Annotated in this window: 18 protein-coding genes; 11 read left to right on the plus strand and 7 right to left on the minus strand. The window is 32.2% G+C overall.

The genetic code is table 11. The annotated features are described in order from the left end of the window. Positions 1–60: 60 nt before the first annotated feature. The 3 genes from LQ615_RS00475 to LQ615_RS00485 all read left to right on the plus strand — a co-directional run bounded on the left by LQ615_RS00475 (position 61) and on the right by LQ615_RS00485 (position 2,425). Positions 61–1,275 carry a NupC/NupG family nucleoside CNT transporter gene (locus LQ615_RS00475; protein ID WP_070045517.1) on the plus strand — a complete coding sequence of 405 codons (1,215 nt, stop codon included), beginning with the start codon at positions 61–63 and terminating at the stop codon, positions 1,273–1,275. A gap of 95 nt (positions 1,276–1,370) precedes the next feature. Beyond that, complete coding sequence (locus LQ615_RS00480) at positions 1,371–1,856, plus strand: DUF1648 domain-containing protein (protein WP_239705373.1); 486 nt, start codon at positions 1,371–1,373, stop codon at positions 1,854–1,856. 8 nt (positions 1,857–1,864) lie between these two features. Next, positions 1,865–2,425, plus strand: coding sequence for a DNA-3-methyladenine glycosylase I (locus LQ615_RS00485; RefSeq protein WP_239703952.1), 561 nt, complete (start codon positions 1,865–1,867; stop codon positions 2,423–2,425). A gap of 134 nt (positions 2,426–2,559) precedes the next feature. Here LQ615_RS00485 and LQ615_RS00490 read toward each other — a convergent pair whose 3' ends face one another. After that, a complete protein-coding gene (locus tag LQ615_RS00490) occupies positions 2,560–3,849 on the minus strand; it encodes an oligosaccharide MFS transporter (RefSeq protein ID WP_016998422.1) in 1,290 nt (429 codons plus the stop codon). Positions 3,850–4,095: 246 nt separating this feature from the next. On the opposite strand from LQ615_RS00490, the gene LQ615_RS00495 reads away from it, so the two are divergent. Beyond that, positions 4,096–4,713 (plus strand): CadD family cadmium resistance transporter, encoded by a 618-nt coding sequence (locus LQ615_RS00495; RefSeq protein WP_239703953.1) that lies wholly within the window; start codon positions 4,096–4,098, stop codon positions 4,711–4,713. An 18-nt stretch (positions 4,714–4,731) separates the two neighbouring features. Then, positions 4,732–5,082, plus strand: coding sequence for an ArsR/SmtB family transcription factor (locus tag LQ615_RS00500; protein WP_064205337.1), 351 nt, complete (start codon positions 4,732–4,734; stop codon positions 5,080–5,082). A 44-nt stretch (positions 5,083–5,126) separates the two neighbouring features. Here LQ615_RS00500 and arsC read toward each other — a convergent pair whose 3' ends face one another. After that, positions 5,127–5,528: an arsenate reductase (thioredoxin) gene (gene arsC / locus LQ615_RS00505; protein ID WP_064210832.1), complete on the minus strand. Its 402-nt coding sequence runs from the start codon at positions 5,526–5,528 to the stop codon at positions 5,127–5,129. A 202-nt stretch (positions 5,529–5,730) separates the two neighbouring features. Continuing rightward, entirely contained in the window at positions 5,731–6,168 is a 438-nt protein-coding gene (locus LQ615_RS00510; protein ID WP_016998417.1) for a MarR family winged helix-turn-helix transcriptional regulator, read from the minus strand. A 224-nt stretch (positions 6,169–6,392) separates the two neighbouring features. On the opposite strand from LQ615_RS00510, the gene LQ615_RS00515 reads away from it, so the two are divergent. Both LQ615_RS00515 and LQ615_RS00520 read left to right on the plus strand, forming a co-directional pair. Further along, complete coding sequence (locus LQ615_RS00515; RefSeq protein ID WP_135032568.1) at positions 6,393–7,151, plus strand: threonine/serine exporter family protein; 759 nt, start codon at positions 6,393–6,395, stop codon at positions 7,149–7,151. Between the two features lie 13 nt (positions 7,152–7,164). Next, a complete protein-coding gene (locus LQ615_RS00520) occupies positions 7,165–7,620 on the plus strand; it encodes a threonine/serine exporter family protein (protein ID WP_064205335.1) in 456 nt (151 codons plus the stop codon). 58 nt (positions 7,621–7,678) lie between these two features. Here the strand turns inward: LQ615_RS00520 and LQ615_RS00525 are convergent, their stop codons facing one another. Next, positions 7,679–8,122 (minus strand): YtoQ family protein, encoded by a 444-nt coding sequence (locus LQ615_RS00525; protein ID WP_016998414.1) that lies wholly within the window; start codon positions 8,120–8,122, stop codon positions 7,679–7,681. Between the two features lie 110 nt (positions 8,123–8,232). On the opposite strand from LQ615_RS00525, the gene LQ615_RS00530 reads away from it, so the two are divergent. Beyond that, the gene (locus LQ615_RS00530; RefSeq protein WP_239703954.1) at positions 8,233–8,754 is read left to right on the plus strand and encodes a GNAT family N-acetyltransferase; all 522 of its coding nucleotides are present in this window, start codon (positions 8,233–8,235) and stop codon (positions 8,752–8,754) included. 906 nt (positions 8,755–9,660) lie between these two features. On the opposite strand, the gene LQ615_RS00535 is transcribed toward LQ615_RS00530, so the two are convergent. Both LQ615_RS00535 and LQ615_RS00540 read right to left on the minus strand, forming a co-directional pair. Beyond that, positions 9,661–10,833, minus strand: a complete 1,173-nt coding sequence (locus LQ615_RS00535; protein ID WP_064210835.1) for an Nramp family divalent metal transporter — start codon at positions 10,831–10,833, stop codon at positions 9,661–9,663. Between the two features lie 77 nt (positions 10,834–10,910). Beyond that, the gene (locus LQ615_RS00540) at positions 10,911–11,852 is read right to left on the minus strand and encodes an agmatinase family protein (RefSeq protein WP_064205356.1); all 942 of its coding nucleotides are present in this window, start codon (positions 11,850–11,852) and stop codon (positions 10,911–10,913) included. A 136-nt stretch (positions 11,853–11,988) separates the two neighbouring features. Between LQ615_RS00540 and LQ615_RS00545 the strand changes: the two genes are divergently transcribed. From LQ615_RS00545 to LQ615_RS00555, 3 genes are all read left to right on the plus strand, one after another. Then, the gene (locus LQ615_RS00545; protein WP_064210836.1) at positions 11,989–12,840 is read left to right on the plus strand and encodes a hypothetical protein; all 852 of its coding nucleotides are present in this window, start codon (positions 11,989–11,991) and stop codon (positions 12,838–12,840) included. A gap of 202 nt (positions 12,841–13,042) precedes the next feature. Then, positions 13,043–14,476, plus strand: coding sequence for a sucrose-specific PTS transporter subunit IIBC (locus LQ615_RS00550; protein ID WP_016998409.1), 1,434 nt, complete (start codon positions 13,043–13,045; stop codon positions 14,474–14,476). A 78-nt stretch (positions 14,477–14,554) separates the two neighbouring features. After that, complete coding sequence (locus tag LQ615_RS00555) at positions 14,555–14,881, plus strand: hypothetical protein (RefSeq protein ID WP_016998408.1); 327 nt, start codon at positions 14,555–14,557, stop codon at positions 14,879–14,881. A gap of 194 nt (positions 14,882–15,075) precedes the next feature. Here the strand turns inward: LQ615_RS00555 and LQ615_RS00560 are convergent, their stop codons facing one another. Further along, a complete protein-coding gene (locus LQ615_RS00560) occupies positions 15,076–15,975 on the minus strand; it encodes an ABC transporter substrate-binding protein (RefSeq protein ID WP_239703955.1) in 900 nt (299 codons plus the stop codon). Between the last annotated feature and the right edge of the window lie 65 nt (positions 15,976–16,040).

The raw sequence follows: 16,040 nt of genomic DNA on the forward strand, positions 1-16,040 counted from the left end.
TAGGTTATGCATGGTATAATGATGTTGTTTTTAATTAATCATAAAGGTGGACAAATAACGATGTTTTTAATCATCAATATAATTGGTTTGTTAATATTCATTGGAGTCGCTTTTCTTTTTTCTAGGGATAAGAAGAATATTGATTGGAAATCAGTTCTAATACTTATTGTTATTAACTTAGTATTAGCATGGTTCTTCACTCAATTTTCATTCGGGGCAAAATTTGTTAAAAGTGCGGCAGATGGCGTGTCATGGTTATTAGAGTCTGCATTCTCAGGTATTGGGTTTGCATTCGACAGTTTTGTAGCACCGGGACCAGGAAAAATGGATATGGCAGTTTCTGCTTTATTACCAATTCTACTTGTAGTACCAGTATTTGATATTTTAATGTACTTAGGTATATTACCTAAATTTATCTCATTCTTAGGTTTAGTCATTTCAAAAATAACAAGACAACCTAAATTTGAATCATTCTTCTCAATTGAAATGATGTTTTTAGGAAACACAGAAGCTTTAGCAGTATCATCTAAACAATTAACATCTATGAATAAAGTGAGAGTATTAACAGTTGCAATGATGTCTATGAGTTCCGTTTCAGGTGCGATTGTTGGTTCTTACATACAAATGATTCCGGGAGAATTTGTATTAACAGCGATTCCATTAAACATCATTAATGCAATCATCGTTACAACAATATTAAATCCATTTGATTTAGATCCAGAAGAGGATGTGGTAGCTGAAATAGACGAAGGAGAAAAACAACCATTCTTCTCATTCTTAGGAGATTCAGTTATTAACGCCGGTAAATTGGTATTAATCATTATTGCATTCGTTATTGCATTTGTTGCGATAGCAGACTTGATAAATAAATTATTAGGCATTATGGATCCTATTCCATATTTACCAGAAATAAGATTAGAGTATATACTTGGTATCTTTATGTATCCATTTGCATTGCTATTAGGCTTGCCGTTCGGAGAAGCTTGGGTTGTAGCACAACAAATGGCGCTCAAAATTGTAACGAATGAGTTCGTAGTTATGAGCACTATCAGTAAAGAAATAGGTGAATATTCTACACATAGAGCTGCAGTTATCAGTACATTCTTAGTATCATTTGCTAACTTCTCTACAATTGGAATGATAATTGGTACTTTAAAAGGTATCGTTAAAGATGATGTATCTAACTTTGTTTCTAAATATGTGCCAATGATGTTGTTATCAGGTATATTAGTATCACTATTAACAGCAGCATTCGTCGGATTATTTGCTTGGTAAACTTAAATAAGCGATAATCTATTTAATAAGTTAATTTTAAAAGCAGCAAGCACATATAGTGTACTTGTTGCTTTTTTTAATAAGGAGGACAAACCGTGGTTAAACGTGTTTTAGATATTTCTGGTATATGTTTATGGATTGCTACTCTATTAATTATATTGATTAATTATCCTTGGTTGCCTAGTGAAATTCCAAGTCATTATAATGTCTCAGGCGAAGCGGATGCTTGGGCTACAAAAGCCTTTATTTTCTTTTTACCAACTTTAGGTATAATAATATGGGGAGTATTACATTTCATAACACGTGGGACTAAATTGGATCGGTATATAAATGTTTCTACATTATATGGTCCACCGAGTAACGAGCAGATTTCAAGTGCTAAGTTTTTAATAGATGTTCTGAAATTTGAAACAGTTGCCTTATTTTCATATCTAGCTATTAAAGATATATATACGGCATACGGTAAGCCATTTAACCTAGGAATGTGGGAAGCAATAATTATATTGGGTATATTTGGTGTAACAATTTTATTATCTATGATACATAACTATGATTTAGATAAGAAGAAAAAAGAAGAATAGGTGATGGAATGATTCAAGAATGCACTTGGCCTAAAAGCGACTTAATGAAAGATTATCACAAAAATGAATGGTGTAGGGTGAGTAAAGATGACCAATATATATTTGAAATGCTATCTCTAGAAGGTGCTCAAGCAGGATTGTCATGGGAAACTGTCATTCAAAAACGAAAAGAATATCAAGAAGCCTTTCATAACTTCGATATAAAAAAATGTTCCGAACTAACTGACAAAGAAATTGAAGACATTAAAGAACAATATAATGTCATAAAACATATGGGAAAGTTAAAGTCCGTTCGAAACAATGCAGTGCAAGTGATAAAACTTCAAGAAGAGTGGGGCAGTTTATCTAACTTTTTATGGTCTTATGTAAAAAATGAACCTATAATAAACGAATGGAAGGATATTAATGAAGTACCTGCAGAATCAGAACTATCCATTCAACTTAGTAAAGACTTGAAAAAGCGTGGATTTAAGTTTGTCGGCCCAAAAATCGTATATTCTTTTCTACAAAGCATAGGCATAATTGATGATCATATTATAACTTGTCCTTTCCATACTTATAATAGATAAAATTAGGGAGTGGGACAGAAACCTTATTTTAAAAAAACAGTTCTTACAATATAACAAACGAGTCTGAAACATTAAATATGTTCCAGACTCGTTTTATTTATCTTTTTTGTTTCCAAGAGAAAAGAAGAACTATATTAATTCGTTATTTGAGCATTTCTAATAAACGCATCTCCATCGACCATTTCATCATCATTTTTCAGCATAAACAGCCCGAATATACCTGCAACCATTACGATGACAGAAATAATGATAAATGTATAATTGTAACCAACAGCATCTCTTAACATACCTAATGGTGTAGAAAGTATTACTGAACCGATTTGTCCAGATATTTGTAAACCTACTAGATATAGTGTTGCTGATAACTTTGGATCGAAGTGTAATGTGATATATCTAAATGCCGGTAACATGAATAATGGTACTTCTAATGCATGCATCATTTTAATCATAGACATTAAAACAGTACTATCGGTAGCAGCACTTAAACCTATTCTAAGAAACATGACTGAAACGCCAAGCATTAATGTAGGTTTTACTCCTATTTTCATCATGATAATAGGAACAACCCCCATCATTAAAGCTTCACAGAACACTTGAATAGCATTTAAATTACCATACATAGTTTGCCCAGTTTTTGGATCATCAAATAGTTTTGTATAGAAATCTGGGAACATTTGCCCATCATAAATACCGTAGAAAGTAGCTGTAAACATAATGAACAACATTACAATCCACAGATGTTTCATTTTAAGTGTCCTCATGAAGTCTCGAGCTGATGGTATAGCATCGTCCCCAGGATTATCTCGTAAATTTCTAATTTTAACCTTCTCACTTTTAGATCTCCAAAAAATAAGAATTAATAATAGTACTAAAGCTATTAAAGAACCTAACCAAAAATTAAGCTCAGGATCTATAACAAACAAATGACCTGCAACTAAAGCTGATATCGCATATCCAACAGAACCCCAAGCTCTAGCTTGACCGTATTTAAAATTAAATAAACGGCTTAGTTTCTCTGAAACTGTTTCGTAAACACCAGTTGCAGAGAGGAATCCAGCAGAAAGGAATATAGAACCTACTATTACACCAATAAAGAAATGATTTTGAATCAAACTTTTATAAACTAAAGTAAAAAATGGACCAACTAATACAGACATAGAAGCACAGAAAATAATTAATGTTCTTTTAATAACAAGCTTATCTTGTATTATTCCATAACCAAATAAAAATAAAATTGTTACAAATGAGTTTACAGAATATATTGTACCGATTTCTCTACCTGATAATCCTAAACCATTATCTTCTGATGCAAGCCAAATTTGGAATAGAGACCACCAAATAGACCATGATGCAAAATATAAAAACATTGTCATAGAACTTTGTAAATAAGAAACATTTTGGAAGTTTTGAAAATACTTGTTCATACCAGTTCTCCTCTTTAACTTTATTTGAAAACGTTTTCGTTAAAAGTATTATATATTTACAATAATCGAATGTCAACCGGTTGACATAAATATAATATTAGCCTTGATTCCAAATAGTAAAGAGGATATATGTATAAAAGGAGTGAGTAAGAAGGGGGTTAAAGAGGGAATAGAGTATAGCGGTTTATGATTTTACAATGGATAGTGTTATAATACATTCAAATATATATTTGAATGAGGTGTGTTATGTTTCAGACAATAATAACTGCTACAGTGCTTTATGTTGCTACTGCAGTTGATTTATTAGTAATTCTTTTAATTTATTTTGCTAAGGCAAACACTAAAAAAGAATATAAAGATATTTATATTGGACAATATTTAGGTTCTCTCATATTAATAATTGTGAGTTTATTTTTAGCATTTGTATTAAATTATGTTCCAGAAAAATGGATTTTAGGTTTGCTGGGTCTAATTCCTATATATTTAGGTATTAAAGTAGCTATTTATGATGATTGTGAGGGAGAAAAAAGAGCCAAGAAAGAATTAAATAAAAAAGGTTTATCAAAATTAGTTGGTACTGTAGTTTTAGTTACGGTAGCAAGTTGTGGTGCTGATAATATCGGGCTTTTTGTTCCATATTTTGTAACGTTAAATAGTATTGAATTGTTAACCACTTTGTTAGTATTTGTGACATTAATTTTTATTTTAGTATTCACAGCTCAGAATTTAGCAAATATACCTGGAATTGGTGAAGTTGTAGAGAAATTTAGTCGTTGGATTATGGCTGTTATTTATATAGCCTTGGGAGTATTTATTGTTATTGAAAATAAAACTATTTCAACATTGTTAAGCTTTATATTATGATAAAGGATAGTGATTTAAATGGATAAAACAATTACTTGTGATGTGATTTGTATTCATGAAGAGAAAGTTGAAAATGCTATGAAGTTTATAAATGAAGATAAATCACAAAAATTAATTAATACATTACTAAAGATAAGTGATGAAAACAAATTGAAAATTATATTAGCTTTAATTCAAGAAAAAGAGTTGTGTGTATGCGATTTATCGGTAACATTAAATATGAGTATTGCATCTACCTCTCATCATTTGAGAAGTTTATATAAAAATGATGTACTTAATTTTTATAAAAAGGGGAAGATGGCTTACTATTTTATTAAAGATAACGAAATAAAATCATTGTTATTACAACATTTAATAATTATAAAATAAAAGGCTGAGACATATGTCTCAGCCTTTAGTTACAAACAAGATTATTATTCCGATACTTCTTTAAATTGTTTTATTCTGTCGCCAATTTCATCTCTGACGCGTTGAAATTCTGACCAATCTTTACCTGCTGGATCATCAAATCCCCAATGTTCTTTTTTGACACTGGCTGGTATAGTAGGGCAGTTATTATCTGCATCACTACATAATGTTACTACTAAATCAGATTGTTTCAGGATATTATTATCAATTAAATCAGACGTTTGTTCTGAAATATCAATGTCTACTTCTTTCATAGCTTGAATTGCCTTAGGATTTACACCGTGCGTTTCTATACCAGCAGAATATACATTCCATCCTTCACCTAGTAAAGATTTACCCCAACCTTCAGCCATTTGGCTACGACAAGAGTTACCAGTACATATAAAATAAATTGTTTTGTTAGTCATAATTATTGTCCTCATTTTTAGTATATAGTAAACATTAGGTATAAATATATAACCTAAACTATTAATAGAGTACCATCTATATAGGTATAGGTCTATGTGGATGGTATTTTGTTTCTCTTTCAATACAAAAACGCCCTCTAAGTTTTCACTTTTTTAGTGTATACTTTGAAGGGCGTTTTAATAATTAGTGGATGTGAATTTTCTATTGAATATCTTTGCTTAAAGTATTATCAATAAAGTACTCTAATGAGTCTCTTAATTCTGTGTATTGTTCATTTTCCATGTCTAATTTTTTAAATGAAGTGACGACTTCGTCTAAAATGGCACTTTGTGTTTCAATGCCTTGTTGAGTTAAAGAAACACGTAAATTTCTTTCATCATTAACCGCTCTTTCTCTGTTAATGAATCCTTTTTCTTCTAATTTTTTTAAAAGTGGTGTTAGAGTACCTGAATCTAGGTATAATCTATCACCTAACGTCTTGATATTGATCACTTCTTTTTCATCTATAGCTACAAGAACGATATATCCAGTATAAGTTAAATTATATTTCTTTAATAACGGTGTATACTTTTTAATTAATTCTTTTGACGCAACATATAATAAGAAACCAATTTGTTTATCAATAGGTGGTAAACCCATTTTATCATCCTCCTTACGTCAAAATTAAGCCTATTATGAAATGGGTTCAAAGTCAAGTTGTAACAAAAATGTTCATAAAATTGCATAAATTATGGTGCTCAATTTACTATTTATATGAATTTTTTGGAAATAAGATAGAAAATAAATAAATATTGAATTTTCAGTTAAATTACAGCTGAATTTTTGATATTCTTATAGGTATAGCAAAGTGAGGTGGTGGGTGGATGGATAAACAGAATGTTCCTGAAGAGTTAGTTCAAGAAATTGTAATGAAAGCTGGTCGTGTCCTGTTGGAAGCTGGAGCAGAAGCGTTCAGAGTAGAAGATACGATGTATAGAATGGCAAAACATCTAGGCTATCCAAATAACCAGTGTTATGTTAGTTCCACATTCATCAACTTTGCTTTAGACGTAAACGATAATATTAGGGTATATCGTGTTAGTAAAAGAGATACAAATTTGGGAGATATTCATCGTGCGAATAATGTATCACGAATGCTCGTGAACGAACAAATTACTGCTATAGATGCATTGGAAAGACTGAATAAAATACATGCTTCACCTTTACCTTACTCACTGAAACTTAAATTTTTTATAGCGGGATTTATATCACTGTTCTTTCTATATTTATATAGTGGGGATATGCAAGATATATTGGCTACCTTTTTAGCAGGTGCTATAGGTTATACTATAGTAGAATTGGTGCACTCTTGGACGAGAGTGAAATTTATTGCAGAGATTATTGCAGCCGCCGCAATTGCCTTAATTGCCATCTATAATCAAATGTGGCTAGGTGAAGATACACTTAATATCGTTATCATATCAGCAGTCATGCCAATTGTACCAGGTGTATTAATAACTTGTGCAATACAAGATTTATTCCTAGGACAACTGTTGGTAGGTATTTCTAAAGGGTTAGAAGCGACCTTTACCTCTATTGCCATCGGAACAGGTGTAGGTATTATATTATTAATTTTCTTTTGAGAGGTGAGGTACGTTGATAACAATAATCTTAAATATAGTATTTAGTTTTGGTGCATCTTGTTTTTTTGGATTATTGTTTAACGCGCCAAAATATTTACTTGTACCAGCTGGTCTAGTTGGAGCTGTTGGCTGGGGAATGTTTCAAATTAGTATATTCTATGATTATTCAGATATTCAGGCATCATTCTTTGGTGGATTTTTTGTTGGTATCATGAGTCATTATATGTCGAGAAAATTTTTCTCTCCTGCCATCCTTTTTATTATCCCAGGGATTATCCCACTTGTTCCCGGTGGTACAGCTTATCAAGCAATTAGAAATTTAGTGCTTAACAATTATCATGAAGCATTAGTCACAATGATACAAGTTGCTTTAATATCTAGCGCTATAGCTCTAGGGTTATTAATATCTGACTTGTTATCTAAATTATATTTTACTTATGGTAAACAAATAAAATTAAAAAGAAATTAAGAAATCAGGCAAGATAGTTAATCATCTCGCCTGATTTTATCATTTCCTAGGAAATATATTATTCATAAATGTACTGTATAACTTCCAATGCTTGCTCAATTGTTTCTACTGTAACATTTGCTTTATTAGATAGTTCTTTAAGTGGATGGATTAAATCTGTAGGTCTCACAATAATTAATGGTTTATTTAGAGTAATCGCAGCAGACGCATCCATTGCTGTATTCCATTGTTTATACTTTTCTCCAAATAAAGCGATAACAATATCTGCTTTATTCATCAATACTTGTGTACGTAAGTTGTTGATATCAGAAGCAGCGTTATCTCTATAATAATTGTTAGGTTGCTCTCCTAAGATATCTTCTCCAATGTTATCTGAACGATCATGGTTTGTTTGTGGACCAACAAATGTTAGTGGTAAGTCTTGTTGCTTAGCTTTTTGTGCAAGTTCATCACGCCAATCATCATGAATTTGACCTGCTAAATAAACAGTTAAATTTAACATATAATAAAATCCTCCTTTTAACTAAGTTTAACATATGCAAAAAGGATTACATATTTGATATGATTGTAAAAAATATAATAGTTCAAAAATTATGAAAGTGGGTCCTAAATATGTGTTCAGTAACAATTGATAAAATTAAAAATGAAGAAGTTACGATTTTATCTAAAATTTGTAAACAAACTTTTAGTGATGCTTTTAAACATACAATGTCTGAAGAAGATTTAAAAACATTTTTCAAAGAGGCTTATAGTACAGAGGCATTACTAGATGAAATGAGTAATAAACAATCATGGTACTTTTTTGCTAGATATAATGGAGAAGTAGCAGGTTATATGAAATTAAACATTGGAGACGCTCAAACAGAACCAAAAGGTGAAGACTATTTGGAAGTACAGCGATTGTATATGTATCGCGAATTTCAATCCAAAGGTATAGGTAGCATACTTATGGAAAAAGCATTTGAAATTGCGCGTGAGAATGGAAAGAAAAAATTATGGCTAGGCGTGTGGGAAAATAACCACAGAGCTATAGAATTTTATGAAAGACATGGCTATAAAATAACAGGATCACATCAATTTTATGCAGGGAATGACATATCTACAGATTATATAGTAGAAACAAATATAAGTTGATTATAGAAAAACACTTCCGTATAGATTCATGTAGTATGAACCAATACGGAGGTGTTTTTATTATATTTTTATTTATTGTATATTTAAAAGTTTATGAACTCTTTATACACAAAAACACAAGTAGCTATGATAAAACTTTGAAGCAGTACTGATTTAAAATTAGATCCTTTTTCTCCTTTACTAAAGGTATTTATTAAACCATTTATGAGTAACATAACTATGGATAATAAAATAAATGTTAATAGATATACTACTAGTGATGAAATCATTGAAATTCCTCCGTTCTTGTAAAGTTACTAATGTAAGCGCTTTATAATTATATTAAATCACTTTGATTGGGATAAAACAATCTTTTTTTACAATTTCTAGGAGGTTTATTCGTTCAGATTTTCACTGATGAAAAGGTAGCTATGTTGCAAGACGAGATCCACGTGCAACATAATGCCCCCGAAAGTTGCAAGACGAGATCCACGTGCAACATAATGCCTCCGAAAGTTGCAAGACGAGATCCACGTGCAACATAATGCCTCCGAAAGTTGCAAGACGAGATCCTCGTGCAACATAATGCCTTCGAAAGTTGCAAGACGGGTTCCACGTGCAACATAATGCCCCCGAAATTTGCAAGACGAGATCCACGTGCAACATAATGCCTCCGAAAGTTGCAAGATGAGATCCACGTGCAACATAATGCCTCCGAAAGTTGCAAGACGGGTTCCACGTGCAACATAACATACTCCTTATTGACAAGACTACTGAGAAAAGGCAATAAGGCTATCGTTATTGACACGTTTGGTGAGAAAAGACAATAAGGCCACCATTATTGACAGGTTTTGCAAGAAATGACAATAAAAATAGAAGTTGAGACATAAATACATGTCTCAACCTCTAAAAATTCAATAAGCCATATTATAATAAACTTTGAATAGCATCGACTAGACTGTAAATACCTAAGAATGATACTACAAGTACTACAAACAGCCCGATAATATTCAACACGATACCATTTGCGAATTTTCCCATCATATTTTTCTTGTTTAAAATGATAAATATTAAAATCGCAATGATTGGTAAAATAACGCCATTTAAAGCTTGTGCGAGTAACAGTACTTCAAGTGGTTCAAATCCTAGTGCTGAAGTTATAATACCGATAAATATAACAACAGCGAATACGAAGCGGTATTTTTTGCTTTTAACGCCACCTTTCCAACGTAAGCAACTGCTTATTGTTGCTGCTGCGCCCATTGGAGAGGCTATTGCTGAGGATAACCCGGCTGAAAATAGTCCGATACTCATAAATAATGGTGCGAAATCTCCGAGAATTGGCTTAAGAGGCTCAGATAGTTGAACAAGACTTGATACTTCATCTCCTTCAATTAATGTACCAGCTGTGATCAGTATTGCAGCGGATATGATACCACCTAAACCTATCGCAACGATTGTATCTATACGTACTGCCTTTAAATCTTTAATACCGTTAAATCGTTCGTGAATAGAACTCGCGTGTATAAAGAAGTTATAAGGTACGACAGTTGTACCTATTAACGCGATAACTGTTAATAAAGAGCCATTAGGTATACTTGGTACAAATGCTCCTTTGAGTACTGCACCAAAGTCTGGCTGTATAACAATAACTGTCGTAACAAATATAATGCCCATTACTAATACAAGAACAGTCATGACTTTTTCGATTAAATCGTAACTACCAATTAAACCTATGCATAAAATGATAACGCCAATAATAGGTGCGATAACATTTTCAGGCACACCTATTAAATAGGCGGCACCTAAAGAAGTCCCTAGCAAATCTCCAGATATGTATGCAGCACAACCAACAGCAACAGCTATCATACTAAACCATACTGTGATGAGTTTTAGTAAATGATGATTGAATATATCCCGGATTGCTTCACCTAAGCCTTCATTGGTAACGAGTGCTAAACGTGCAACCATTTCTTGAAGCGCAATGGTCGCGATAATAGAGAATAAGACTGCCCAAAGCAGACTATATCCAAAGCCTGCTCCCCCTTGAGTCATCGTTGTAACAGTTCCAGGACCTATGAAAGAAGCGGTTATAATCATACCTGGTCCGAATATACCAAAGTTACTTTTCCTTTTATTTTCTACGATTTAAACCATTCCCTTCGTTTACAAAAACATTAAGCTTTATTTAAATGTTTTATATGTCCTGCTAATACGTAAAGCACAGCTGTAGATACAAAGTGAGATGAATTTTGATTAGCGTCTTGCATTGGATAGACTTCTACAAAATCCATACCAACTAAACCTAATTTTCCAAATTCATAAATCATTGTTAATAATTCATAACTTGTTAAACCATTGCCATCTACAGGGCCTCCTGGATTAAAAGCAAAGTCCAACACATCACTACAAATCGTTAAATATACAACATCTACATCATTACTTGCTTGCAAATATATATCTTTAGCGAACTTGCGTAAATCGTCAGTTTCACGTATATCATTGATTGTAATCGTAACTGCGCCATTTTCTTTAGCGAACTTTCCTGTTTCAGGCTGGTTTCTTGGGCCGTGTATTCCTGTATGAATAAGGCTTTCATTACGAATACCTTCAGTTTCATAAAGTCTCATGAAAGGTGTATTACGAGCGAATTGCTCATTTTCATAATTCGGCATATTATCATAATGTGCGTCTAAATGGATGATACCTACACGTTTTCCAGTGTTAGTTAAGGCTTTTAAAATTGGATAAGTTATACCATGATCGCCGCCTAAACCTACTAGAAACTTTTCAGAACGCCATAAATTTTCGGCAAATTTCTCTATGTTTTGCACAGTTTCATCAACGTCATGAGGTACTGTTGAAACATCGCCTACATCACCGATTGTTAAATGTTCGTGTACATCAATATGATCCAATTCAGGAAGATAACCACTGTATCTTGCTGAAGACAGCCTAATTTGCTTAGGACCTAATTCACAACCTGTGTAGTCTCCCCAAGTACACGGGCCTTCAAATGGAACACCATAAACTAATACATCAGTTGAATAATCTTTACTCTTTGATAAATTTTGTGATCCTAAAAAACAAGGTGTATTGCCATAAATTCGTTCACTCATTGTAATAATACTCCTTTCTCTTAATAATGGTAATTATATAAAAGTATTCACTAGTTATCAAATTTTTCTGAATATTATTTGGTATAATGGGAATAATAAATTAAATATTAATAAAGATTCGGAGGTATTTAACGAGATGAAAAATAAAGTGTCATTTTTATTTGCATCAATAATAATTTTATCTGGTTGTAGTATTACGATAGGCGAACCAGCCAAAGATAATAATGCTAAACAGGAGGATAAATCGGAGAATAATGACACAAATAATGAAAACAACAAACAATCTACTCCTAATATTGATATATTGTCACAAGATTTTTCCGATAATTATATGAATGCTAATCATGTTACAGGCTACAAAGGTCTAATAAAAAATATGAATAAAAAAGAAGTTCAACAAAAATATGGTGAAGAAGATGATATAAGAAACTTTTTAGGAAGAGAAGGCTATGTTTATGGAAACTTTATGGTTATGTATTACTTAGGAGCAGGGAATCCAATTGAACAATATAGTATTATACCGAATCAGAATGTGTCTTATAAAGAGTTTGTTGATTTTCATGGCGAACCTACACAAGACTTAAGAAGAGGGCAAGGACACTCATTCGTTATTTACAATAAAACGCCGAATAACGGTTATCAAATAGCAGTTTATACAGAAGGCAGTAATGAAGATGATGAAATAAGATATATTATGCAATATCCTGATGACTTTGAATTCTCAAATTCAAGCAATGATGAAAATACAGTCATCACTCGAGATAATGTCTTTGATGCAGTAGAAGCATTTGAAGGTATTGATAAAGTAGATACTGACAAAACAATTTGGAAAGAACCTGAGAAAAAAGATGATACTTTTGGATTCTCATATACTGATAAGAACGGGAAATTATTAGGTTCTTACAACGTTAGAGAAGATGGATATGTGGAATCTTTTGATGAAAAAGGTAATAAAATAAGAGCTGGCTATATAAATCTTAACGACTAAAATAATAATTTATTAAAGGCACTGCAAGGTTGAAAAAAATCAACTAAAGAAGCAGTGCCTTTTTTATCTTGTAGTTATTGGAGATGCAAAATAATGCATTATTTGGATATTGACAAAGTGAATGGAACCGGTTACAATCAAAAGTGAATATTTTATTTTTTATAAGTTTTGGAACCGGTACCATTATAGAGGAGTGAATTAAATGAATTATAAAAAGGAAGCTGAAAGCATAATTGATGCGATAGGTGGTAAAGAGAACATAGATGCTATTGCACATTGTGCGACTAGGTTAAGATTAGTATTAAAAGATGAAAGTAAAGTAGATGAAGATAAGTTAAGTAATCTGGAAGTTGTAAAAGGGACTTTTTCAACGGGTGGACAATATCAAATCATTATTGGTTCAGGAACAGTTAATAAAGTATTTAATGAAATGGAAAAATTAACAGGACTTGAAGCTTCAACATCTTCAGAAGTGAAAGACCAGTCTTCTAAAAAGTTAAATCCAATACAAAAATTCGTGAAAATGTTATCAGATATATTTGTTCCAATTATTCCAGCAATAGTTGCTGGTGGTTTATTGATGGGACTCAACAATATCTTAACAGCAAAAGATTTATTTTATGATAATCAGTCTTTTATAGAAGTACATGATCAATTTTCAGGTTTAGCAAGTATGATTAACGTGTTTGCTAATGCGCCATTTGTATTCTTACCAGTACTTATCGGGTTTAGTGCTGCAAAACGGTTTGGAGGTAATGCCTTCTTAGGTGCTGCTTTAGGTATGATATTGGTACATCCTAGTTTAATGGACGGTTATGAGTACCCAGAAGCTTTAGCGAAAGGCGAAAAAATTCCGACGTGGGAATTTTTCGGTTTATCTATTAAAATGGTAGGTTACCAAGGACAAGTTTTACCGATATTGGTAGCTTCATATATTCTTGCTAAATTAGAAATAGGGTTTAGAAAAGTCATTCCTTCAACATTAGATAATCTATTAACACCGTTATTATCAATATTCTTTACTGCATTTATCACTTTTGCTGCAGTAGGACCAATCACGCGTTCAGGTGGTTACTTATTATCTGATGGCTTAACTTGGTTGTACGAATCAGGTGGAGCAATTGGAGGATTGTTATTTGGTCTACTATATGGTCCGATTGTAATAACTGGTATGCACCATAGTTTTATTGCAATTGAAACTACATTGATAGCTGATACTGCAAAAACTGGCGGATCATTTATCTTCCCAATTGCAGCAATGTCGAATGTGGCTCAAGGGGCAGCAACGTTAGCAGCTTTCTTTATTGTTAAGAATAAAAAATTAAAAGGTGTAGCATCAGCTGCTGGTATTTCAGCATTATTAGGTATCACAGAACCTGCTATGTTTGGTGTTAACTTGAAACTACGTTATCCATTTATAGGAGCTATTGTTGGTTCAGGAGCAGGAGCGTGCTATATTGCAGCGACTAAAGTAAAGGCAATTGCTTTAGGTACAGCTGGGTTACCTGGATTTATTTCAATTGCGACAGGTAGTTGGTTAAACTATATTATAGGTATGGCAATAGCTATAATTGTTGCATTTGTAGTAACGATTGTACTTTCAAGAAGAAAAGCATATAAAGAATTAGAAAATTAAAGTTTGTAAACATAATATTTGTTTCATGGTCATGTATTCTCGTACAATAGTATTGAAGATAAAATGGAGGTATAAATTATGAAATTAAATGAAATAGATGTAAATGAATTATATCCTACTGAAAAATTAGGACCAAGTGTACTTGGTACAATTATTTATAAAGTAGGAGAACAATCACAATTTAAAGGTGCTTATATTACTACAAATGAACGCGTAATAATGAGTGTCGATATGAATGGTGAACCATACAGAAGAGTTTTCAGTTACCAAGATATTAAAGCGGTAACGATTGAAGACAAAGGTGTATTATTCATTGAATTTCCAGAAGGAAAAGTAGCAATGATCGATATTGAAGAAGGCGACGTAGAAGCTTTCAAAGATTACGTAAACGAGCGCGTACAATAAAAATTGGGGAGTGGGACAGAAATCTTATTTTGATAAAAAGATTTCGTAGTTCCACCCTTTTTTTGTTTTAGTAAATAAAATCGTAGATGTTGCAAGACGAGTTCCACGTGCAACATAATTATCCAGTCCATTACTGCCAATACAAAGAAAGAGTTCGAGACAATGATTTATGTCTCGAACTCTTTAAATTTTTATTATCTTGTAAGCATGTCTTTTAAATATTTCGTTTGTTTTTCTATAGATATCGGGTCAGAATACATAAACAAGTTTTTTGGATAATAGTAAACTTGATCTTCTTTGACAGCTTTAGTATTTTTCCATATGCTTCCGTCAATTAGTGAAGATTTTGGTTTTTTACCATCTTCGGTAGGGATTAATAAATAATCTCCAGAATATTTACTAAAGTTTTCTAATGAAGTTGATAACCAACCTTCTTTAGGAATATCTTCTTCTGCTGATTTAGGGTGTTTAAACCCAAAGCCTTGATAGATAACTTCCGAACCACGACCAAAGTTATTTCCGATTAACGTTAATTCTTTAGGCCCGACTTCCATTATAGAAACTGTGCTATCTTTGCCTAATTTTTCTTTTACGTCTTTTCCTTCTTTAGTCATTAAATCTTCTAGTTCTTTTACTTGTTCTTTAGCTTTGTCTTCTTTACCTAACAATTTACCTATTTCAACGTGAACTTCTTTAAAAGTACGTTTACTATGGTCGAAAGGTACTGTAGGTGCAATTTTTTCATACTTTTTAATTTGAGGATTTGCATTATATGTGATAATCAAATCTGGTTTCAATTTCGTTACTGCTTCTATATCTTCCGAACCTACGCGTTTAGCATCTTTATCATCTACAAATTTAGATTTAGGAAAATCTGCATCCACACCGACTGGATCTATACCAAGTTTTTGGAAGTTTCCTTGGTTAGTTGTTAATACGACAACACGTTTTGGATTATTTGGAATTTTGATTGTTTTACCTTCGTCTGTTTTATATTTATGAGTCTCGTTGCTCGATGAATCGTCATCTTTGTTGTTACATCCAGCTAAAATCAGTAAAATGGTAGCTAAGAAAACAAGTAATTTTTTAGACATATGTATCTCTCCTAATTGATAATAGATTTCGATTATAACATATTTTCTAAAAACAAAGATTTAAA

Source organism: Mammaliicoccus sp. C-M13, assembly GCF_022386845.1.
Classification (GTDB): Bacteria; Bacillota; Bacilli; order Staphylococcales; family Staphylococcaceae; genus Mammaliicoccus; species Mammaliicoccus lentus.